The organism is Pseudomonas sp. MF5691 (assembly GCF_016405645.1).
In the GTDB taxonomy this organism is placed as follows: domain Bacteria; phylum Pseudomonadota; class Gammaproteobacteria; order Pseudomonadales; family Pseudomonadaceae; genus Aquipseudomonas; species Aquipseudomonas shahriarae.
Genome location: NZ_JAEKDC010000020.1, coordinates 23,678 through 43,433, shown reverse-complemented (window position 1 = coordinate 43,433; position 19,756 = coordinate 23,678). Strand labels below are relative to the sequence as shown.

Genomic DNA, 19,756 nt, shown 5'->3' with positions numbered 1-19,756 from the left:
ATCCTTTATGCCAGCTCAGGGCGGTCGCGAAACTGCTCCAGGGCTTCGGGGTTGGCCAGGGCATCGGTGTTTTTCACCGGTTCGCCATGCACGACATTTCTTACCGCCAACTCGACGATCTTGCCGCTGATGGTGCGCGGGATGTCGCTGACCCTGAGGATCTTTGCCGGCACATGGCGCGGCGTGGTGTTGGCGCGGATCACCTCGCGGATCTGCTGCTCAAGCGCGGCGTCCAGGTGTTCGCCGTCATTGAGGCGCACAAACAGCACCACACGCACGTCGTCCTGCCAGCGTTGGCCGATGGCCAGGCTTTCCAGGACCTGGGTGACTTTTTCCACCTGGCGGTAGATTTCCGCGGTACCGATGCGCACGCCGCCGGGGTTGAGCACTGCATCCGAACGGCCATGGATCAGCAGGCTGCCATTGGCGCGCTGCTCGGCATAGTCGCCCTGGGCCCAGACGCCGGGGAACTGGCTGAAATACGAGGCGCGCAGTTTTTCCCCCTGTGGGTCATTCCACAGGCCAATGGGCATGGCCGGGAAGTGCCGGGTGCACACCAGTTCGCCTTTTTCACCGACCAGCGCCCGGCCCTGGTCGTCCCACACTTCGATGGCCATCGCCAGGCTCTTGCACTGCATTTCGCCGCGCCGTACCGGCAGCACCGGGTTGCCGATGACAAAGCAGGAGACGATATCGGTACCGCCCGACATCGACGACAGGCACAGCTCCTGTTTGATGTCGCGGTACACGTAGTCGTAGCTCTGGGGCGACAGTGGCGAGCCGGTCGAGATCAGGCACTTGAGGCTGCCCAGGTCATGGCTGCGACGCGGTTGCAGGCCGGCCTTTTCCAGGGTAGCGAGGAATTTCGGGCTGGTGCCGAACACGCTGATGCGCTCCTGGTCGATCAGGTCAATCAGACGCTCCGGCCCCGGATGAAACGGTGAGCCGTCGTACAGCACTACCGTGGCGCCGATGGCCAGGACCGAGACCAGCCAGTTCCACATCATCCAGCCGCAGGTGGTGTAGTAAAACAGGCAGTCGTCGCGTGACAGGTCGGCGTGCAGGCCATGTTCCTTGAGGTGAGTCAGCAGCACGCCGCCGGTACCGTGGATGATGCATTTGGGCACGCCGGTGGTGCCGCTGGAGTAGAGGATGTACAGCGGATGGTCGAAGGGCACGGCGACAAACTGCGGTTCGCCGCCGGGGCGGTAGAAGTCATCCCACAGGGCGACGTTGGCCTGGGTCGGGTAATCCTCGACGCGCGCCTCGGGCCGGGCGTAGGGCACGATGATCAACTGTTGCAGGGACGGCAGGCGGTCGAGGATTTCATTGAGCTTGGCGCTCTGGTCGATCAGCTTGCCGGCATAGCGATAACCGGCGCAGGTGATCAGCACCTTGGGCTCGATCTGGCCGAAGCGGTCGATCACCCCTTGGGTGCCGAAGTCCGGCGAGGAACACGACCAGATCGCCCCGAGGCTGGTAGTGGCAAGCATGCCCACCAGGGTTTGCCAGGTATTGGGCATGCACGCCGCCACCCGATCACCCAGGCCCACGCCCGCCGCTTGCAGGCTGCGTTGCAGGCCGGCGACGTGGCGGGCCAGTTCGGCATAGCTCAGTTGTTCGCGCTGGCCGTCTTCGCCGATGGCGACCACGGCGGGGTGGTCATCGCGGCGGCGCAGCAGGTGCTCGGCAAAGTTCAGGGTGGCGCCGGGAAACCACTGGGCGCTGGGCATCTGCGTGCCTTCCACCAGCACGGTGCTGGGTGGCGTACGAAACTGCACGTCGAAGAACTCGACAATCGCCGCCCAGAAATCCGGGCGCTGGTCGATGCTCCATTGGTGCAGGGTGGGGTAATCGTTGATCTGCAAGGCGTGGCGATCATTGATAAAGCGCCGGAACTGGTCCATCCGGGTGGTGTGGATGCGTTCCGGGCTGGGTTGCCAGAGGATATCGGACATGGCGCACTCTCTTGTTCTTGTATGAAATCTGCCAGGCACCACACATCCAAACTGTGGGCGCAGGCTTGCCTGCGCCTACAGGGAATTTGCGGTGTTTGGGTTACTGGGCCAACCACCCACCATCAATATTCCACGCCGCGCCACGCACCTGGCTGCCGGCTTCACTGCACAGGAACAGTACCAGTTCACCCAGTTGCGGTGGGGTGACGAACTCCAGGGAGGGCTGCTTCTCGGCCAGCAGATCATGCTGGGCCTGTTGCGGGTCTACGCCTGCGGCAATGCGATCGTCGATCTGCTTTTGCACCAGCGGGGTCAGGACCCAGCCGGGGCAGATGGCATTGCAGGTCACATTGCTGGTGGCGGTTTCCAGGCCGACCACTTTGGTCAGGCCGATCACCCCGTGCTTGGCCGCGACGTACGCGGCCTTGCCGACCGAGCCGACCTGGCCGTGTACCGAGGCGATATTGACGATCCGCCCCCAGCCCTTGGCCTTCATGCCCGGCAGGCTCAGGCGCGTGCTGTGGAACACCGACGACAGGTTGATCGCGATGATCGAGTCCCAGCGCTCCACCGGGAAGTCTTCCACTGCCGCCACATGCTGAATGCCCGCGTTGTTCACCAGGATGTCGATGCCGCCGAACTCGCGCTCGGCGTAGGCGACCATCTCGGCGATTTGCGCCGGGTCGCTGACATCCGCCGGGTGATGGCCGACTTTGCCGCCGAAGGCCTGCACCTGGGCGATCACCGCGCTGGCATCGCCGAACCCGTTGAGGATCAGATTGGCGCCGGCCTTGGCCAGGCTCAGGGCAATCCCCAGGCCGATGCCGCTGGTGGAGCCGGTGACCAGGGCGGTCTTGCCGTTCAATGTCGTCATGAAAACCTCACACAATGCCGGTGGCGTAGAAAGTACCGATCACCACGAACACCGCGAGGGTCTTGATGATCGTGATGCCGAAAATATCCTTGTAGGCTTCGCGGTGGGTCAGCCCGGTGACCGCCAACAGGGTAATGACCGCGCCGTTGTGCGGCAGGGTGTCCATGCCGCCGCTGGCCATGGCCGCGACCCGGTGCAGCACTTCCAGGGGGATATTGGCGGCATGGGCCGCGGAAATAAAGCTCTCGGACATGGCCGCCAGGGCGATGCTCATGCCGCCGGACGCCGAGCCGGTGATGCCGGCTAGCAGGGTCACGGTAATCGCTTCGTTGACCAGCGGGTTGGGGATGCCCTTGAGCCAGTCCGCCAGCACCAGGAAGCCTGGCAACGAGGCGATGACCGCGCCGAAGCCGTATTCCGAAGCGGTGTTCATCGCCGCCAGCAGCGCGCCGCTGACTGCGCTTTTACTGCCTTCGGCCAGCTTGCTCTTGATCGCCTGGAAGCCGAACACCAGGACCATGATGATCCCCACCAGCAAGGCCGCCTGCACCGCCCAGATCGCGGTGAGCTTGGCGATTTCGGTGGTCACCGGTGCGCTCATGCCCGGCAGGGCGAGGCTGTGGGTCTTGCCGTACCACTGCGGGATCCAGTGGGTGAACAGCAGGTTCATCACCCCCACCAGAATCAGCGGCGACAGGGCGATCCACGGGTTGGGCAGGCTCAGGTCTTCGGCGGTTTCCGGCTCGTTGCGCAAGTCGGTGCCATAGCCTTCACCGGCACGCTGGGCCTTGTTGCGCTGGCGCGCCAGGTACAGCATGCCGGCGCAGAACACAAAGATCGTGCCGATCACGCCCAGCCAGGGCGCGGCCCAGGCGGTGGTGTTGAAAAAGGTGCTGGGGATGATGTTCTGAATCTGCGGCGTGCCGGGCAGGGCGTCCATGGTGAACGAGAACGCGCCCAGGGCAATGGTCGCCGGGATCAGGCGCTTGGGGATATTGCTCTGGCGGAACATCTCGGCGGCGAACGGGTACACCGCAAACACCACCACAAACAGCGACACGCCGCCGTAGGTCAGCAAGGCACACACCAGCACGATCACCAGCATCGCCTGGCGAGTGCCGAGCAAGCGGATGGCGGCCGCGACAATCGAGCGCGAAAAGCCTGACAGCTCGATCAGCTTGCCGAACACCGCGCCGAGCAGGAACACCGGGAAATACAGTTTGATAAAGCCGACCATTTTTTCCATGAACACCCCAGTAAAGGCTGGGGCAACGGCGGAAGGGTCAGTGAGCAACACCGCGCCGAGGGCGGCGATAGGGGCAAACAGGATGACGCTATAGCCACGGTAGGCAGCCAGCATCAGCAGCGCGAGCGCCGCCAGGGCAATGATCACACTCATGGTGTGTCTCCATCGGATTGTTATTGTTGTGGGGTGTAGCTGTAGGAAGGGGCTATAGCGGGAAGCGTGCCAAGTTTGTAACTTATTGATATATATGGATATTTATAATTTCTGAGCTGTGGTTTTCATGCTGAGTCTCTATTTCAAGACAGATGAAATTCCAATGTGGGAGCGGGCTTGCTCGCGAAAGCGCTGTGTCAGGCAATGATTTTGTTGCTGATAGACCGCATTCGCGGGCGAGCCCGCTCCCACATGGAGGTGTCTTTGTTGTGAGATTTATGTCTCTTTATTGAGATTGCTCGATGCCCAGCGCCACCATCTTCTTGTACAGCGTCGAGCGCCCGAGCCCCAATTGCTTGGCGGCCTCGATCACATTGCCCCCGCATTGGCGCAACGCTGCACCAATCAACTGCCGGTCAAACCGCTCCCGCGCCACGCTGAAGGTTTCGACCTCTACGGGCGCCACAGCGCTACGCTCCACCGGGCTGAAGGTGCCGATCGCCGCACGAATCTCCTGCGCATCCAACACCAGGTCATCACTGAGCAACGCGGCGCGCTCCAGTACGTTGCGCAGCTCGCGGATATTCCCCGGCCAGGCATGCTGGGCCAGCAGTGCCAGGGCTTCGCGGTCCAGTTCATGCTGGCTGCGCAGTTCTTCGAGGATTGCTTCACTCAACGCCGGGATATCGTCCAGGCGTTCGCGCAGGGGCGGGACCTGGATCGGCAACACGTTGAGGCGGTAATACAAGTCGGCGCGAAACTCGCCACGCTTGATCGCGGCTTCCAGGTCGGTGGAGGTCGCGGCAATCACCCGCACGTCGCTGTGGATCATCTCGTTGGAGCCCACCGGCTCAAATTCTTTCTCCTGCAGCACCCGCAGCAGTTTGCTTTGCAGGGGCAATGGCATGTCGCCGATTTCATCGAGGAACAACGTCCCGCCCTGGGCGATTTGCAATTTGCCGGGGCGGCCCTTGCGGTCGGCGCCGGTGAAGGCGCCGGGCGCGGTGCCGAAGAACTCGGCTTCCAGAAGGTCATGGGGGATGGCGGCGCTGTTGATGCTGACAAACGCTTTATTGGCTCGGGGTGACGCACCATGGATGGCCTGGGCCAGCAGCTCCTTGCCGGTGCCGGTCTCGCCCAGCAGCAACACCGGCGACTCGGCACTCGCGCTGCGCCGCGCCCGGCGCTTGACCTCGAGGCTGGCAGCGCTGGTGCCGATAAAGTGCGCGAAGTTGTACTTGCTCTGGCGTGAGCGCAGCAGCGAACGGGTCGAAGCCAGTTCCTGTTGCATGCTCAGGTAGCGCTCGATCATCGGCGAGAGGTTGCGCAACTCATCGAACAGGGCAAAGCCGATGGCGCCGATGACCTTGCCGGCATCGTCGTGGATCGGCAGGCGCATCACCACCAACGGGCCTTTGGGCGTGTCCTGGATATCCAGGAGGATCGGCTGGTCACTGCGCACCACCTGGCGCAACAGGCTGTTGGAGATCACCTGCTCGCAAGGTTGGCCGATGGCCTGGTCGGCGCTTTTCAGGCCGAAGCGCTTGGCATAGCGTTCGTTCATCCACACGATGTTGGCGTCGCGGTCGACAATCACCGTGCCTTCGCTGGACTGCTCGATGATCTCGAACAGGGACTGGATCGCCAGGCCGCGAACGTGCGGGTAGTCCTTGAGGCTTTCGGTGGTGTTCATGGTCGGGGCGCCAAAAATAAAGGATGAGTTCAATGGTAGGAGCCGGCTCCTACAGGGGAGCGTGCGCGGCAGCAAGCAGCTCTTGAGTGTAGGGGTGCTGTGGCGCGGCAAAGACGTCAGCGCATGGCCCGCGCTCAACCACCTGGCCATCCTTGATCACGATCATATCGTGGGCCATGGCCCGTACCACGGCCAGGTCATGGCTGATAAACAGGTAGGTCAGGGCGTATTTTTCCTGCAGTTCACGCAGCAGCGCCACCACTTGTTTTTGCACGGTGCGGTCCAGGGCCGAAGTCGGCTCGTCCAGCAGCATCAAGGCCGGGCGCAGCACCAGGGCGCGGGCGATGGCGATGCGTTGGCGCTGGCCGCCGGAAAATTCGTGGGGGTAGCGGTGACGGCTGGCCGGGTCGAGCCCCACATCCTGCAGCACTTTGATCACCTGGGCGTCACGCTCCTGTGGGCTGCATGGCGCGTGTACTTCCAGGCCTTCGCTGATGATCTGCTGCACCGACATGCGCGGGCTGAGGCTGCCGTAGGGGTCCTGGAATACCACCTGCATCTGCTTGCGCCACGGGCGCATCTGTTTCTGGCTGAGGCTGTCGAGGGCCTCGCCCTGGAAGCGGATGCTGCCGCTGGAGTCGAGCAGACGCAGGATCGCCTGGCCCAGGGTGGACTTGCCGGAGCCGGACTCGCCGACGATTCCCAGGGTCTTGCCCCGTTGCAGGTCCAGGCTGATGCCGTCCACCGCCTGCAGGTACTGCTTGCGCCGGAACAGCCCGCCACCGATGGGGAAGCGCACACTCAGGCCGGCGACCTGCAACACCGTCTCGCGCTGATCCTGGCACAGCGCGGTACCGACCGGTTCGGCATCCAGCAGCAGGCGGCTGTAGGGATGTTGCGGGGCATTGAACAGGGTTTGGCAGTCGGCCTGCTCGACAATTTCCCCGGCCTGCATCACGCACACGCGCTGGGCAATGCTGCGCACCAGGTTGAGGTCGTGGCTGATCAGCAGCAGCGACATGCCCAGGCGTTGCTGCAAGGATTTGAGCAGCAGCAGAATCTTGCGCTGCACCGTCACATCCAGGGCGGTGGTCGGCTCATCGGCGATCAGCAGTTCTGGTTCGCAGGCCAGAGCCATGGCGATCATCACCCGCTGGCGCTGGCCACCCGACAACTCGTGGGGGTAGGACTTGAGGCGTTCCTGGGGGTCGCGAATGCCCACCAGGTCCAGCAGTTCGAGGATGCGTGCCTGCGCCGCCTTGCCGCCCAGGCCTTTGTGCAGCAGCAGGGTTTCGCCGATCTGCTTTTCGATGCTGTGCAAGGGATTGAGGGAGGTCATCGGCTCCTGGAAGATCATCGCGATGCGGTTGCCGCGCAGCTTTTGCAGGGTGCCGGCCTCGGCGCCGATCAGCTCCTGGCCGCGATAGCGCACCGACCCTGTGGTAACGGTGCCGGCCTGGGGCAGCAGTTGCAGGATCGAATGGGCGGTCACCGACTTGCCCGAGCCCGACTCGCCCACCAGTGCCAGGCACTCGCCGGGGCGCACATCCAGGCTCAGGTTGCGCACCACGGTCTGGCCGCTGAAGGCGACGCACAGGTCGCGGATCTCGATCAGGTTGTCAGTCATGGATGCATCGCCCTTCATGATCGTGGGTCGAAGGCGTCACGCAGCGCCTCGCCGATAAATACCAGCAGTGACAGAATCAGCGCCAGGGTGAAAAAGGCCGTGAGCCCGAGCCACGGTGCTTGCAGGTTCTGCTTGCCCTGGGCGATCAACTCACCGAGGGACGCGCTGCCCGCCGGCATGCCGAAGCCGAGAAAGTCCAGGGCGCTGAGGGTGGAAATCGCCCCGGTCAGGATAAAAGGCAGATAGCTCAGGGTGGCGGTCATCGCGTTCGGCAGGATGTGCCGGCGAATGATCTTGGCGTCGCCCAGGCCCAGGGCGCGTGCGGCTTTCACGTACTCCAGGTTGCGCCCGCGCAGGAACTCGGCACGCACCACATCCACCAGGGCCAGCCAGGAAAACAGCGCCATGATCCCCAGCAGCCACCAGAAGTTCGGCTCGACAAACCCCGAGAGGATGATCAGCAGGTACAGGACCGGCAGCCCCGACCACACTTCAAGGATGCGCTGGCCGAGCAGGTCGACCCAGCCGCCGTAATAGCCCTGCAAGGCGCCGGCGGCAATGCCGATGACGGCGCTGATCAGGGTCAGGCCGAGGGCGAACAGGATCGACACCCGCGCGCCGAAGATCACCCGCGCCAGCACATCGCGGGACTGGTCGTCGGTGCCCAGCCAGTTCACCGTGGACGGCGGGCTGGGGGCAGGGCGGGTCAGCTCGTAGTTGGGCGTGTCATCGCTGAAGGGGATCGGCGGGAACAGCATCCAGCCGCCGTCTTGCTTGATCAGTTGCTGCACGTAGTCACTGCGGTAGTCGGCCTGGAATGGCAGTTGCCCGCCGAACTGCTGCTCGGTGTAGCGCTTGAACACCGGGAAATACAACTGGTCCTGATAGCTGAGCACCAGGGGTTTGTCGTTGGCGATCAACTCGCCGCCCAGGGTCAGGATAAACAGGCCGATAAACAGCCACAGCGACCACCAGCCCCGGCGGTTTTGCTTGAAACGTTCGAAGCGGCGACGGGCCACGGGAGACAGATTGAGCATCAGGCGTTCCTCGCGGCGAAGTCGATACGCGGGTCCACCAGGGTGTAGCAGAGGTCGCCGATCAGTTTTATCAGCAGGCCAAACAGGGTGAAGATAAACAGCGAACCAAACACCACCGGATAGTCCCGCGACACCGCGGCTTCGTAGCTCATGCGGCCCAGACCGTCGAGGGAGAAGATCACCTCGATCAGCAGCGAGCCGGCGAAGAACACACTGATAAACGCCTGGGGGATCCCGGAGATCACCAACAGCATGGCGTTGCGAAACACATGGCCGTAGAGCACACGCCGTTCGCTCAGGCCTTTGGCGCGTGCCGTGACCACGTACTGACGCGTGATTTCATTGAGGAACGAGTTTTTGGTGAGGATGGTCAAGGTGGCGAATCCACCGATCACCAGGGCGCTGACCGGCAGCACCAGGTGCCAGAAATAATCGGCGATCTTGCCCAGGGTGCTCAGTTGCTCGAAGTTCTCCGACACCAGGCCGCGCACCGGGAACCAGTTCAAGGTGCTGCCGCCGGCAAAGACCACGATCAAAAACATCGCAAACAGGAAGGCCGGCATCGCGTAGCCAATGACGATGGCGGTGCTGCTCCATACATCGAAACTGCTGCCGTGGCGCACCGCCTTGCGGATTCCCAGGGGGATCGACACCAGGTAGGTGATCAGGGTTGCCCAGAGGCCGAGGGAAAGGGTTACCGGCAACTTTTCCAGGATCAGGTCGATCACCGTGGCGCCGCGAAAGAAGCTGTTGCCGAAATCCAGCTGGGCATAGTTCTTGAGCATCAGCCACAGGCGTTCGGGGGCGGATTTGTCGAAGCCGTATTGTTTTTCGATGTCCTTGATCAGCTTGGGGTCAAGGCCGCGACTGGCGCGGGAGCCACTGCTGACGCCGTCGCCGGCCGAGCCGCCGACGCCCCCGCCGCCAATCCCCTGCAAGTGGGCGATGGCTTGCTCCACCGGCCCGCCGGGCGCGGCCTGGACGATCACAAAGTTCACCAGCAGGATAATCACCAGGGTCGGGATGATCAGCAGCAGGCGCCGCACGATATAGGCAAACATCAGTGGGCACCTCGCGGCTTGCTCAGTTCGGCTTTCATCTGCTCATTGGTCAGTGGCGTGGGGCTGACTTCCCACCACGATTCCAGGGCCTCGTCGTTGCTGGCCTCGATGGCCGGGCGACCGAAGCGGTTCCACCACGCGGCCGAGGTGCCGGGCGGGTAGTAATTGGGGATCCAGTAGTAATTCCATTGCAGCACCCGGTCCAGGGCATGGGCGTAGCTGAGCATCTGTGCCTGGGTGGTGGCGCGTACCAGGCCGGTGACCAGGGTATCGACCGCCGGGTTTTGCAGGACGATGTAGTTGTTGCTGCCCGGGTCGAACGCCGACGACGAACCGAAGTAGTTGTACAGCTCCATGCCCGGCGAGGTGGTGACCGGGAAGCCGGTGACGATCATGTCGTAGTCCCGGGTCATCAGGCGGTTGACGTACTGGGACGAGTCGATGCGCCGGATGTTGAGGGTGATGCCGATCTGCGCCAGGTTGCGTTTATAGGGCAGCAGCAGGCGTTCCAGGCCGTTTTGCACATTGAGGAAGGTGAACTCCAGGGGCTCGCCGGCGGCATTCACCAGTTTGTCGCCCTTGGGCGTCCAGCCGGCGTCTTCCAGCAGGGCCAGGGCTTGTAGCTGCTTGTCGCGGATCATGCCGCTGCCGTCGGTGGTCGGCGCCTTGAACACCTGGGTAAAGACTTCGTCGGGGATCTGCCCGCGCAGGGGCTCGAGAATCGCCAGCTCCTGGGCGTCGGGCAATTGAGTGGCGGCCAGTGGGCTGTTGGAAAAGTAGCTTTGCTGGCGGATATACAGGTTGCGCATCATCTGCCGGTTGGCCCACTCGAAATCCCAGAGCATGGCCAGGGCCTGGCGCACGCGGCGGTCCTGGAACATCGGTTTTTGCACATTGAACACATAGCCCTGGGCCGTTTGCGGGGCGTGCTTGGCCAGGTGCGCGCGTTGCAGGCGGCCATCGTCCAGGGCCGGGCCGTTGTAGCCGATGGAATAGCCGGTGGCGGAGAACTCGCGATTGAAGTCGTAGGCACCGCCGCGCAGGACCTGGCGCGCGACTTCGGTATCGCCGAAGTACTCCAGACTCAGGCGGTCGAAGTTGTACAGGCCGCGGCTGACGGGCAAGTCCTTGCCCCACCAGTCGGGATCGCGCTGGAAGGTGATGGTACTGCCGGCATTGATTTTGCTGACCTTGTACGGGCCGCTGCCCAGAGGCGCTTCATAGCCGCCACCATTGGCAAAGTCGCGGCTCTTCCACCAATGCTCGGGGAACACCGGCAGGGTCGCGAGATCCATGGGCAGGGTGCGGTTTTCATTGCTGGCGAAGTCAAAGCGCACTTGCAGCGGGCCTTCGACCTCGACGTGCTTGACGTCGGCAAACAGTGTGCGAAAGCGCAGGCTGCCCTGGGTCATCAGCAGGTTGAAGCTGTAGCGCACATCTTCTGCGGTGATCGGCTTGCCGTCGGCAAAACGTGCCTTGGGGTTGAGGAAAAACCGCAGGTACAGGCCGTCCTCGGCGCGCTCCATCTTTTGCGCGACCAGGCCGTAGACGGTATAGGGTTCATCCAGTGAGCGGTAGGCCAGGGGCGAATACACCCAGCCGTCCAACTGGCTGACGCCGATGCCTTTGTCGATATACGGCAGCACATGGTCGAAGCGGCCGACCTCGAGGGCCGAGCGCTTGAGGCTGCCACCCTTGGGGGCGTCGGGGTTTACATAGTCAAAATGGCTGAAGCCGGCAGGGTACTTGGCAGGCTCGCCGTAGACGGTCAATGCATGTTGCGGGGCTGCGAACGAGGCGGTACTCGCCAGCAGCAGGGCCAGGGTAGAGCCAACGAACGTGAGGAAATCCAGTCGCATTATCAGCCTTGAGCACCGGGTGAAGAAGGAAGGGGACTTGTACCCTAACCGTGCGCGGGTCGCCAGTCACCTGGCGACCCCGCAAACACAACGGCCCACCAAAAGGCGGGCCGTTGAGTGCTGCGCAGACGTGGATCAGTCCTGGCGGCTGGTCACTTCCAGCAGGTGATAACCGAACTGGGTTTTCACTGGGCCTTGCACGGTATTGACCGGTGCGCTGAATACGACCGCGTCGAATTCCTTGACCATCTGGCCAGGACCGAACGAACCCAGGTTGCCGCCGTCGCGGCTCGATGGGCAGTTGGAGTTGGCTTTGGCGACTACTGCGAAATCAGCGCCGCCTTCGATCTGGGCTTTCAGTTCGTTGCACTTGTCTTCGGTGGCAACCAGGATGTGACGGGCGGTGGCTTTGGCCATGGTGGGTAACTCCTTGAATAAAAAAGGTGAGCGTACCGGATTCAGGCGGCTATTTCCCGGCAAAGTTCCACTGATTTACATCAGGCTCGATCGCGCAGACGTGCGGCTGCTTCACGCAGCAACTGCTCAGTCCCGTCCCAACCCAGGCAGCCGTCGGTCACCGAGACGCCGTAGCGCATCGACGGGCTGAGCGGCTGGCAGCCTTCGAACAAATGACTCTCCAGCATCATGCCGATCAGCGAGGTGTCGCCCTGCAAGCGTTGCGCCAGCACGTCATTGAATACCGCCGGTTGGCGCATCGGGTCCTTGCCGCTGTTGGCGTGGCTGCAATCGACCATGATCCGCGTGGCCACTTTGCTTTTGGTCAGGTCGGTCTTGATCTGGGCCACGCTCTGGCGATCGTAGTTCGGGCCACGGTGGCCGCCGCGCAACACCAGGTGGGTGTCGGCGTTGCCCGGGGTCTGGATGATCGCCGGATGGCCCTGGCTGTCGACGCCGAAGTGGCGGTGCGGGTGGGCCGCCGTACGCATGGCGTCACAGGCGATGGCTACGCCGCCGTCGGTACCGTTCTTGAAGCCGACGGGCATGCCCAGGCCGCTGGCCATTTCCCGGTGGATCTGCGATTCGGTGGTGCGGGCGCCAATGGCCACCCAACTGAGCACATCGTCGAAGTAGCCGGCGGCCATCGGTTGCAACAGTTCGGTGGCGACCGGCAGGCCCAGGCGCAGCATTTCGCGCATCAGTTCCCGCGACAGTGTGAGGCCGGCGGCCATGTCATCGCTGCCATCCAGGTGCGGGTCGTAGGCCAGGCCTTTCCAGCCGATGGTGGTGCGCGGTTTTTCGACGTAGGCGCGGATCACCAGCAGCATCTGGTCACTGACGTCATTGGCCAGCTTCTTCAGATTGCGCGCGTATTCCATGGCGGATTCGGGATCATGGATCGAGCAGGGACCGACGATGACGAGCAGGCGGGAGTCTTGACCATTGAGAATCGCGCGGATGGCCTGGCGATGAGCGTTGACTTGCTCGGTCAGGAACGGGCTCAGGGGCAATTGGTGCTTGAGCTCAAGGGCGCTGGGCAAACGCTGGGTCAGCGCTTCATTGGCGCTGGACAGGGTGGTAACGGGCAGTGCGGTGATAGAGGAGTTCATGATTTGTGCTTCCTGGGCAAGCGGCGGGCTGTTCCCGCGCGCTCTGCCCTACTGGGGTGTTCGACAATTGGCCGTATTGGCTGCGTGTGTTGGCTTGCCACCAATAGGTGACCGATCGGAGGCGGCAGGCTGTCCCGAACGGAGCTTGCTAAATCGCCAGGCGGTGCAGGTGTCGTAACGGTAATAAGTGGTGAAGTTCATGGTGTGATTTCCTTTAAGTTCGGTGTGTAGCAAAAATTGTTCAGGGCTGGAAAAACAAAACCCCCGGTCGGGGAGCCGACCGGGGGTTAGATTTCTCTGGCAGGCGACCCCTTGAGTAGTGGGCGCCGATTTCAGGTATCAGGCGCGCCAGTGGCTAAACCAATACCCAAAATAAAAGCTGACCAGTGCGCTCAAACCGTTCACGCGGGTAGCCACGACCGAACGCTGGGCGTTGGCAGTAGGGCAGGCCTGGGTGAGGGTGAGTGGCAACATGGTGTTTCTCCAAATGATGGGGTGGAGCTTAACTGAGGGATGCCGCTGGATTCAATCAGTAATTTCTATCGCGATGAGCGACTTAGCGCTATGGCGCAAGTCCCGATATGCTGGATGGATAGTCCCAATGATTGCCAGGATGCGAGCATGACCGCTTTGATTATTGCCAGTGCCCAGACCTGTTCGATTGCTGGCGACCTGGCGGCCAATATCCAGCGTCACCTGGCGTTGATGGTTGCGGCCGCCGAGCACGGCGTACAACTGCTGGTGTTTGCGGAGTTGTCCCTGACCGGTTACGAGCCCGCGCTGGCGCAGGAGCTGGCGATTGCGCCGGACGATACGGTGCTTGCGCCCCTGCGAGAGCTGGCGCGTGAGCTGCAGATGGCGGTGGTGGTGGGCATGCCGATTCGCTTGGCGTCGAGCAGCGGGGTGTTGATTGGAGCGCTGGTGTTGGCGGCGGATGGCTCATTGGCGGTGTACAGCAAGCAGCATCTGCACCCCGGTGAAGACGCGGCATTTGTGCCGGGCTCGGGTGGCAAGGCGTTGGTGTGGGGCGAGGACCGGATTGCCCTGGCGGTTTGCGCTGACTTTTCCCACGCCAGCCATCCGCGTGATGCGGCGGCGCTTGGGGCTACAGTCTATGCAGCGGGTGTATTGATCAGCGAGGGTGGTTACGCCGCAGATAGTGCGTTGCTTCAGGGGTACGCCAGCGAACACTCGATGGTGGTGCTGATGGCCAATCATGGCGGGCCGTCCGGTGGCTGGGCGTGTGCCGGGCGCAGCGCTATCTGGGGGGCTGATGGCGAGTTGATTGCGGCTGTGCCGGGGGTGGGCGACGCCTTGGTAATAGCCCGCAGGGAGGCCGGCAACTGGAGTGGTTGGCAGGTCATGCTGTAACGCAATGGAGTACGCCGCGATGGCATTCACCCTCAAGGCCGCATCGGATCAGCACTTGGCCTTTGCACGCAGCCTGACGCATCAGGCGATGGGCCATTACTATCGGCAGTACGATCTGACATGGTCCGACAAAGGCTTCGACACCGCCTGGGCCGGGCGGGAAAACTGGTTGATTTGCCAAGAGGACAGGCTGGTGGGGTTCGTCAGTCTGAGCCGGGATGACAACGCGCTGTATATTCGCGAGCTGCACATACTCGAGGATTTTCGCCGCCAGGGCGCTGGCAGTTGGGTGCTGGAGCAGATGTTCGCCAAGGCTCGGGCCGAAAGCCGGGGTTATTTGCGATTGACGGTGTTCAAGACCAATCCGGCAAAAAGGCTGTATCAGCGCCAGGGCCTGAATATTGTCGGTGAGGAGGGCTGTTTCTGGCGGATGGAGTCTGTTTGTCTGTCAGCGCAGTCGTCCCGGTAAACCTCGCGCTCAACTTGAATCGGTGCATACTGCTCTTTAGGAGCCGATCTCCTGATCATTGCACAGGCTTTGCGCCTCGTTAAGGATGATCCCCTCTTTCATGCCCAGAAGGACCGCCACCTTATGGGCTTCTCCACGCCGCCCCTTTTTGCGCCCAGCGAGCACTTGATAGGTGGTCGCCGGGTCCACGCCATGTTCCCTGGCGAATGCCTGAACCGACTTGCCTTGATGTTCCAGCCAGGCTTTGGCTTGTGCAGCAGTACGGATTCCGGGCATAGTTCAAAACCGTTCAAGTTTGTGTAAAACGAGATGACATCGTCACCTCTTGGGGTGTGCCATAAAGGATATTACATCCAAATGAGTGGAATAGGTTCGCGCTTAAGGCAAGAAAGAGAGCGACTGGGCTTGTCGCAAAAGGTTTTTGGTGAAATAGGAGGTGTGGAGGCAAACGCACAGGGAAAATACGAAAGCGGTGGGCGCGCGCCGAAGGCCGATTACCTATCCCGCGTGGCAGAGAAGGGTGTCGATATTCTGTTTGTTTTGACAGGTAGCCCGACGCCCATCCACTTGGACAACCTGAGCCAGATCGAAGAAAAGGTCTTGGGTAACTACCGTGCGATGTTTAAAGAGGACCAGGATGCAATCCGCAGACTGACCAGCACCTTGGCAGAGCATTCCTCAGCGGCGAGTGGAAAACCCCGGTCGATCCTCAAGGAATCCTGACCTTTTGCCCAGGAAACACCCCCGCCTGCCGCTCGGCAGGCGTTCGTAGTGTATTGAAACTCTATATATATGACGCGTTCAGCTAGGTCTGTGCCTTGGTTTTTTGCTAAGGTGCTCAGCAACCTATAAGACCATTTCGCGAGGTGTCTGCTTGATTAGGGTGCTAGTAGTCGATGACCATGATCTCGTTCGTACAGGCATTACACGAATGCTGGCTGACATCGATGGCCTGCAAGTAGTCGGTCAGGCCGAGTCGGGGGAGGAATCCCTGATCAAAGCGCGTGAATTGAAACCCGATGTGGTCTTGATGGACGTCAAGATGCCGGGGATTGGTGGTCTTGGTGCGACCTGCAAACTGTTGCGCAGTCATCCGGACATCAAGGTCGTGGTTGTTACGGTCTGCGAAGAAGACCCTTTTCCTACCCGGCTTCTGCAGGCTGGCGCAGCAGGTTATCTGACAAAAGGCGCGGGGCTCGCGGAAATGGTCCAGGCTATCCGCCTGGTATTTGCCGGCCAGCGCTACATCAGTCCGCAGATTGCCCAGCAATTGGCGATCAAGTCCTTTCAGCCGGTCAGCGACTCGCCGTTTGATGCCTTGTCCGAGCGCGAGATTCAGATCGCCCTGATGATCGTCGGCTGCCAGAAGGTCCAGTCGATTTCCGACAAGCTTTGCCTGTCGCCGAAAACCGTGAACACCTACCGTTATCGAATTTTCGAGAAGCTATCAATCAGCAGTGATGTTGAACTGACCTTGCTGGCGGTTCGCCACGGCATGGTGGACGCCAGCGCCTGAAATGCAAGCCTCTGAAATAAACACCGTGTTTGATCCGAGTGCATTTCTTGCGACCTGCAGCGGCCGGCCAGGCGTGTATCGCATGTTCGACAGCGAGGCGCGCCTGCTGTACGTGGGCAAGGCCAAGAACCTCAAGAAGCGCCTGGCCAGCTACTTCCGCAAAACCGGCCTGGCGCCGAAGACGGCCGCCCTCGTGGGGCGTATCGCCCAGGTCGAAACCACCATCACGGCCAACGAAACCGAGGCGCTGCTGCTTGAGCAGACGCTGATCAAGGAATGGCGGCCGCCCTACAATATTCTGCTGCGTGACGATAAGTCCTACCCGTATGTGTTTCTGTCGGACGGTGACTTTCCGCGCCTGAGCATCCATCGCGGGGCGAAGAAGCACAAGGGTAAGTATTTTGGCCCTTACCCCAGCGCGGGGGCGATCCGCGAGAGCCTGAGCCTGCTGCAAAAGACCTTCTTCGTGCGCCAGTGCGAAGACAGCTTCTACAAGAACCGCACCCGCCCGTGCCTGCAATACCAGATCAAGCGTTGCAAGGCGCCCTGCGTCGGGCTGGTCGAGCCTCAGGAATATGCCGAAGACGTACGTCACTCGGTGATGTTCCTCGAAGGGCGCAGCAACGCCCTGGCCGACGAACTGTCCGGCGCCATGGAGCAGGCAGCCAGTGTCCTGGACTTCGAGCGGGCCGCCGAACTGCGTGACCAGGTGTCCCTGTTGCGACGGGTGCAGGACCAGCAGAGCATGGAAGGCGGTACCGGTGATGTCGACGTGATTGCGGCCTTCGTCAATCCGGGCGGGGCTTGTGTGCACCTGATCAGCGTGCGTGGTGGCCGGGTGCTGGGCAGCAAGAACTTCTTTCCCCAGACCGGGATCGAGGAGGAAGTGGCCGAGGTCATGGCCGCGTTTCTCGGCCAGTACTACGTCAGCAGTCCCGAGCGCGACTTGCCGGGTGAACTGATCGTCAACGTGGTTCACGAAGACTTCCCCGCATTGATTGACGCCATTCACGCCCTGCGCGGCCGCGAGCTGGACATCAGCCACCGCGTGCGCGGCACCCGTGCGCGCTGGCAGCAACTGGCGGTGACCAACGCCGAACAGGCCCTGAGCGCGCGCCTGGCCAACCGCCAGCACGTTGCCGCACGCTTTGAAGCGCTGGCCGACGTGCTCAAGCTTGACGAGCCACCGCAACGCCTGGAGTGCTACGACATCAGCCATTCCAGCGGCGAGGCGACCGTGGCGTCCTGCGTGGTCTTTGGTCCGGAAGGGCCGATCAAGTCCGATTATCGACGCTATAACATCGAAGGCGTCACCCCAGGCGATGACTATGCGGCCATGCACCAGGCCCTGACCCGGCGCTTCAGCAAATTGAAGGACGGCGAGGGCAAGCTGCCGGATATCCTGCTGGTGGACGGCGGCAAGGGCCAGTTATCCATGGCCCGTGACGTGCTCAACGAACTGGCGGTGCCCGACCTGATCCTGCTCGGCGTGGCCAAGGGCACGACGCGCAAGGCCGGTTTCGAAACGTTGTACTTGAATGATGCCGCCCATGAGTTCACTTTGAAGGGCGATTCACCGGCATTGCACCTGATTCAGCAGATTCGCGACGAAGCCCACCGTTTTGCCATTACCGGTCACCGCGCCCGACGTGGTAAAACCCGGCGTACCTCCACCCTGGAAGGGGTGGCGGGGGTAGGGCCGAAGCGGCGACGCGAACTGTTGAAACATTTTGGTGGATTGCAGGAATTGTCCCGTGCCAGCATTGAAGAAATAGCCAAAGCCCCCGGAATCAGTAAAAAGCTCGCTGAGTTGATTTATGCAAACCTACACAGCGAGTAGAATGCCTTCTCACCTCGTAGCCAGTTGTGCCGATGAATATCCCTAATCTGATCACCGTTCTACGCGTTCTGCTCATACCGATTTTCATTTTGCTGTTTTACCTGCCTTATGATTGGAGCTACATGGCCTCCAGTTCGGTCTTTGCCTTTGCGGCCGCGACCGACTGGCTGGACGGCTACCTGGCACGACGCCTGGAGCAAAGCACGCCGTTTGGCGCGTTCCTCGACCCCGTGGCCGACAAGCTGATGGTTGCGGTGGCGCTGGTGCTGCTCGTGCAGGAGCACGGCAACCTGTGGCTGACCCTGCCGGCGGCCGTGATCATCGGTCGCGAGATCGTCGTCTCGGCCTTGCGCGAATGGATGGCCGAAATCGGCGCACGCGCCCACGTGGCCGTGTCCAACATGGGCAAATGGAAAACCGCTGCGCAGATGCTGGCGCTGGTCATCCTGCTGGCCAACCCGTCGAGCTTCACCTTCTGGGTGCTGCTGGGTTATGCCTTGCTACTGATCGCCGCCGGCCTGACTCTGTGGTCCATGCTGCAATACCTGCGCGCCGCCTGGCCCCATCTGCGCACGACCGTGGAAAAGAAATAAAACTTTTTTGAATCAAGGGGTTGACGGGTGGTGAGGATTCTATAGAATGCGCATCACCAAGACGCGGGAATAGCTCAGTTGGTAGAGCACGACCTTGCCAAGGTCGGGGTCGCGAGTTCGAGTCTCGTTTCCCGCTCCAAACATAGTACTGCAGAGTTCCACTGAATTCTGCAAGTGATTGAAATAAGGACCTTCGGGTCCTTTTTTCGTTGTGGCGCGAACCACTGAAATCCAGCTCCATCCAGTGCGTTAAGTCCCGAATGAGGATCTTGGATTTGGATGTGCACTGAATCGGTTTTTTGCTGGAGCAGCTTGGATAGCGAGACGAGCATCTGGCCCTGACTCTGTTCAGGAGTTCGCTATGGCACTCTCGGATACGACCGTTCGGCAAGCCCGAATCACTGGCAATGACTGCACGATACTTCACTGGTTCTGCAGGCCGTCAGGATGGTAAACGGAGGGCTTTAGCGCTGAGCGCTTCTGCTTTTTCGAGGGGCTTCATGAAGGCGGGAAGCTCTGTCCATGCCAATGCTGCATGGTGCTTCACTGCACGTACTTCGGCGCGAGGAGGCAGCAGTTTGTCCCCATCGAGCAGGATTCTCACCTTCGCGCAGCCCCACGGCTTTGACCGCATCTACAACCCGTTCGATGCGGTTGCGCACACGGCTAGCGGTTTCGGGTATCACTGTCCAAATCGGCTTAAGAATTTTCAGTACGTGTTGAGTGCCAATTTCCTGCGTTGGAAGTTTGCCTATTTCTGCGAACGCATAGGGTGTCCTGCCATTGCTGTGCATGCTTGGTATTTTTCCAGCCTGGTTTGTGATCGACGATGTAGCCGAGTGCGACCTCTTTGAAAGTGGTTGCTTTCGCCTTGGCGGCATCCTGCGCTAA

The 19,756-nt window shown here is 61.4% G+C and carries 18 protein-coding genes and 1 tRNA gene; 7 read left to right on the top strand and 12 right to left on the bottom strand.

What is annotated here, in order from left to right; translation table 11 throughout:
- Nucleotides 1–5: 5 nt before the first annotated feature.
- From JFT44_RS22815 to JFT44_RS22770, 10 genes are all read right to left on the bottom strand, one after another.
- Nucleotides 6–1,958, bottom strand: coding sequence for an acetoacetate--CoA ligase (locus JFT44_RS22815; RefSeq protein ID WP_198831209.1), 1,953 nt, complete (start codon nt 1,956–1,958; stop codon nt 6–8).
- Between the two features lie 100 nt (nt 1,959–2,058).
- The gene (locus tag JFT44_RS22810; protein WP_057959252.1) at nt 2,059–2,832 is read right to left on the bottom strand and encodes a 3-hydroxybutyrate dehydrogenase; all 774 of its coding nucleotides are present in this window, start codon (nt 2,830–2,832) and stop codon (nt 2,059–2,061) included.
- Nucleotides 2,833–2,839: 7 nt separating this feature from the next.
- Nucleotides 2,840–4,231 (bottom strand): GntP family permease, encoded by a 1,392-nt coding sequence (locus JFT44_RS22805; protein WP_057959253.1) that lies wholly within the window; start codon nt 4,229–4,231, stop codon nt 2,840–2,842.
- Between the two features lie 286 nt (nt 4,232–4,517).
- The gene (locus tag JFT44_RS22800) at nt 4,518–5,924 is read right to left on the bottom strand and encodes a sigma-54-dependent Fis family transcriptional regulator (protein WP_115128434.1); all 1,407 of its coding nucleotides are present in this window, start codon (nt 5,922–5,924) and stop codon (nt 4,518–4,520) included.
- A 49-nt stretch (nt 5,925–5,973) separates the two neighbouring features.
- Complete coding sequence (locus JFT44_RS22795) at nt 5,974–7,551, bottom strand: ABC transporter ATP-binding protein (RefSeq protein WP_198831208.1); 1,578 nt, start codon at nt 7,549–7,551, stop codon at nt 5,974–5,976.
- A gap of 14 nt (nt 7,552–7,565) precedes the next feature.
- The gene (locus JFT44_RS22790; protein WP_057959255.1) at nt 7,566–8,588 is read right to left on the bottom strand and encodes an ABC transporter permease; all 1,023 of its coding nucleotides are present in this window, start codon (nt 8,586–8,588) and stop codon (nt 7,566–7,568) included.
- Nucleotides 8,588–9,649 (bottom strand): microcin C ABC transporter permease YejB, encoded by a 1,062-nt coding sequence (locus JFT44_RS22785; protein ID WP_057440862.1) that lies wholly within the window; start codon nt 9,647–9,649, stop codon nt 8,588–8,590. Before JFT44_RS22785 ends, JFT44_RS22790 begins: the two co-directional genes overlap by 1 nt.
- A complete protein-coding gene (locus JFT44_RS22780) occupies nt 9,649–11,508 on the bottom strand; it encodes an extracellular solute-binding protein (RefSeq protein ID WP_198831207.1) in 1,860 nt (619 codons plus the stop codon). Before JFT44_RS22780 ends, JFT44_RS22785 begins: the two co-directional genes overlap by 1 nt.
- A gap of 135 nt (nt 11,509–11,643) precedes the next feature.
- Nucleotides 11,644–11,925, bottom strand: coding sequence for a peptidylprolyl isomerase (locus tag JFT44_RS22775; protein WP_198831206.1), 282 nt, complete (start codon nt 11,923–11,925; stop codon nt 11,644–11,646).
- Between the two features lie 80 nt (nt 11,926–12,005).
- On the bottom strand, nt 12,006–13,076 hold the full coding sequence (locus JFT44_RS22770) for a 3-deoxy-7-phosphoheptulonate synthase (RefSeq protein WP_198831205.1): 1,071 nt from the start codon (nt 13,074–13,076) through the stop codon (nt 12,006–12,008).
- Nucleotides 13,077–13,697: 621 nt separating this feature from the next.
- Between JFT44_RS22770 and JFT44_RS22765 the strand changes: the two genes are divergently transcribed.
- The gene (locus JFT44_RS22765; protein WP_198831204.1) at nt 13,698–14,447 is read left to right on the top strand and encodes a carbon-nitrogen hydrolase family protein; all 750 of its coding nucleotides are present in this window, start codon (nt 13,698–13,700) and stop codon (nt 14,445–14,447) included.
- 19 nt (nt 14,448–14,466) lie between these two features.
- On the top strand, nt 14,467–14,916 hold the full coding sequence (locus JFT44_RS22760; protein ID WP_198831203.1) for a GNAT family N-acetyltransferase: 450 nt from the start codon (nt 14,467–14,469) through the stop codon (nt 14,914–14,916).
- Between the two features lie 36 nt (nt 14,917–14,952).
- On the opposite strand, the gene JFT44_RS22755 is transcribed toward JFT44_RS22760, so the two are convergent.
- Entirely contained in the window at nt 14,953–15,192 is a 240-nt protein-coding gene (locus JFT44_RS22755) for a DNA-binding protein (RefSeq protein ID WP_057440874.1), read from the bottom strand.
- A gap of 81 nt (nt 15,193–15,273) precedes the next feature.
- Between JFT44_RS22755 and JFT44_RS22750 the strand changes: the two genes are divergently transcribed.
- The 5 genes from JFT44_RS22750 (at nt 15,274) to JFT44_RS22730 (ending at nt 19,004) form a co-directional block, all read left to right on the top strand.
- The gene (locus tag JFT44_RS22750; RefSeq protein WP_057959260.1) at nt 15,274–15,639 is read left to right on the top strand and encodes a helix-turn-helix domain-containing protein; all 366 of its coding nucleotides are present in this window, start codon (nt 15,274–15,276) and stop codon (nt 15,637–15,639) included.
- Between the two features lie 151 nt (nt 15,640–15,790).
- Entirely contained in the window at nt 15,791–16,432 is a 642-nt protein-coding gene (gene uvrY / locus JFT44_RS22745) for a UvrY/SirA/GacA family response regulator transcription factor (RefSeq protein ID WP_029293774.1), read from the top strand.
- A 16-nt stretch (nt 16,433–16,448) separates the two neighbouring features.
- On the top strand, nt 16,449–18,272 hold the full coding sequence (gene uvrC, locus JFT44_RS22740) for an excinuclease ABC subunit UvrC (RefSeq protein WP_120734438.1): 1,824 nt from the start codon (nt 16,449–16,451) through the stop codon (nt 18,270–18,272).
- 32 nt (nt 18,273–18,304) lie between these two features.
- On the top strand, nt 18,305–18,865 hold the full coding sequence (pgsA, locus tag JFT44_RS22735) for a CDP-diacylglycerol--glycerol-3-phosphate 3-phosphatidyltransferase (protein ID WP_057959261.1): 561 nt from the start codon (nt 18,305–18,307) through the stop codon (nt 18,863–18,865).
- A 63-nt stretch (nt 18,866–18,928) separates the two neighbouring features.
- Nucleotides 18,929–19,004, top strand: a tRNA-Gly gene (locus tag JFT44_RS22730).
- A 325-nt stretch (nt 19,005–19,329) separates the two neighbouring features.
- On the opposite strand, the gene JFT44_RS29225 is transcribed toward JFT44_RS22730, so the two are convergent.
- Nucleotides 19,330–19,659 carry a hypothetical protein gene (locus JFT44_RS29225; protein ID WP_374068258.1) on the bottom strand — a complete coding sequence of 110 codons (330 nt, stop codon included), beginning with the start codon at nt 19,657–19,659 and terminating at the stop codon, nt 19,330–19,332.
- Nucleotides 19,660–19,756 lie beyond the last annotated feature (97 nt).

Coding starts and splice junctions, on each gene's coding strand:
- JFT44_RS22750 (WP_057959260.1), top strand. CDS start 15,274: ATGAGTGGAATAGGTTCGCGCTTAAGGCAAGAAAGAGAGCGACTGGGC.
- JFT44_RS29225 (WP_374068258.1), bottom strand. CDS start 19,659: ATGCACAGCAATGGCAGGACACCCTATGCGTTCGCAGAAATAGGCAAA.
- JFT44_RS22790 (WP_057959255.1), bottom strand. CDS start 8,588: ATGCTCAATCTGTCTCCCGTGGCCCGTCGCCGCTTCGAACGTTTCAAG.
- JFT44_RS22805 (WP_057959253.1), bottom strand. CDS start 4,231: ATGAGTGTGATCATTGCCCTGGCGGCGCTCGCGCTGCTGATGCTGGCT.
- JFT44_RS22780 (WP_198831207.1), bottom strand. CDS start 11,508: ATGCGACTGGATTTCCTCACGTTCGTTGGCTCTACCCTGGCCCTGCTG.
- JFT44_RS22765 (WP_198831204.1), top strand. CDS start 13,698: ATGACCGCTTTGATTATTGCCAGTGCCCAGACCTGTTCGATTGCTGGC.
- pgsA (WP_057959261.1), top strand. CDS start 18,305: ATGAATATCCCTAATCTGATCACCGTTCTACGCGTTCTGCTCATACCG.
- JFT44_RS22755 (WP_057440874.1), bottom strand. CDS start 15,192: ATGCCCGGAATCCGTACTGCTGCACAAGCCAAAGCCTGGCTGGAACAT.
- JFT44_RS22810 (WP_057959252.1), bottom strand. CDS start 2,832: ATGACGACATTGAACGGCAAGACCGCCCTGGTCACCGGCTCCACCAGC.
- JFT44_RS22775 (WP_198831206.1), bottom strand. CDS start 11,925: ATGGCCAAAGCCACCGCCCGTCACATCCTGGTTGCCACCGAAGACAAG.
- JFT44_RS22815 (WP_198831209.1), bottom strand. CDS start 1,958: ATGTCCGATATCCTCTGGCAACCCAGCCCGGAACGCATCCACACCACC.
- JFT44_RS22785 (WP_057440862.1), bottom strand. CDS start 9,649: ATGTTTGCCTATATCGTGCGGCGCCTGCTGCTGATCATCCCGACCCTG.
- JFT44_RS22760 (WP_198831203.1), top strand. CDS start 14,467: ATGGCATTCACCCTCAAGGCCGCATCGGATCAGCACTTGGCCTTTGCA.
- JFT44_RS22800 (WP_115128434.1), bottom strand. CDS start 5,924: ATGAACACCACCGAAAGCCTCAAGGACTACCCGCACGTTCGCGGCCTG.
- JFT44_RS22770 (WP_198831205.1), bottom strand. CDS start 13,076: ATGAACTCCTCTATCACCGCACTGCCCGTTACCACCCTGTCCAGCGCC.
- JFT44_RS22795 (WP_198831208.1), bottom strand. CDS start 7,551: ATGACTGACAACCTGATCGAGATCCGCGACCTGTGCGTCGCCTTCAGC.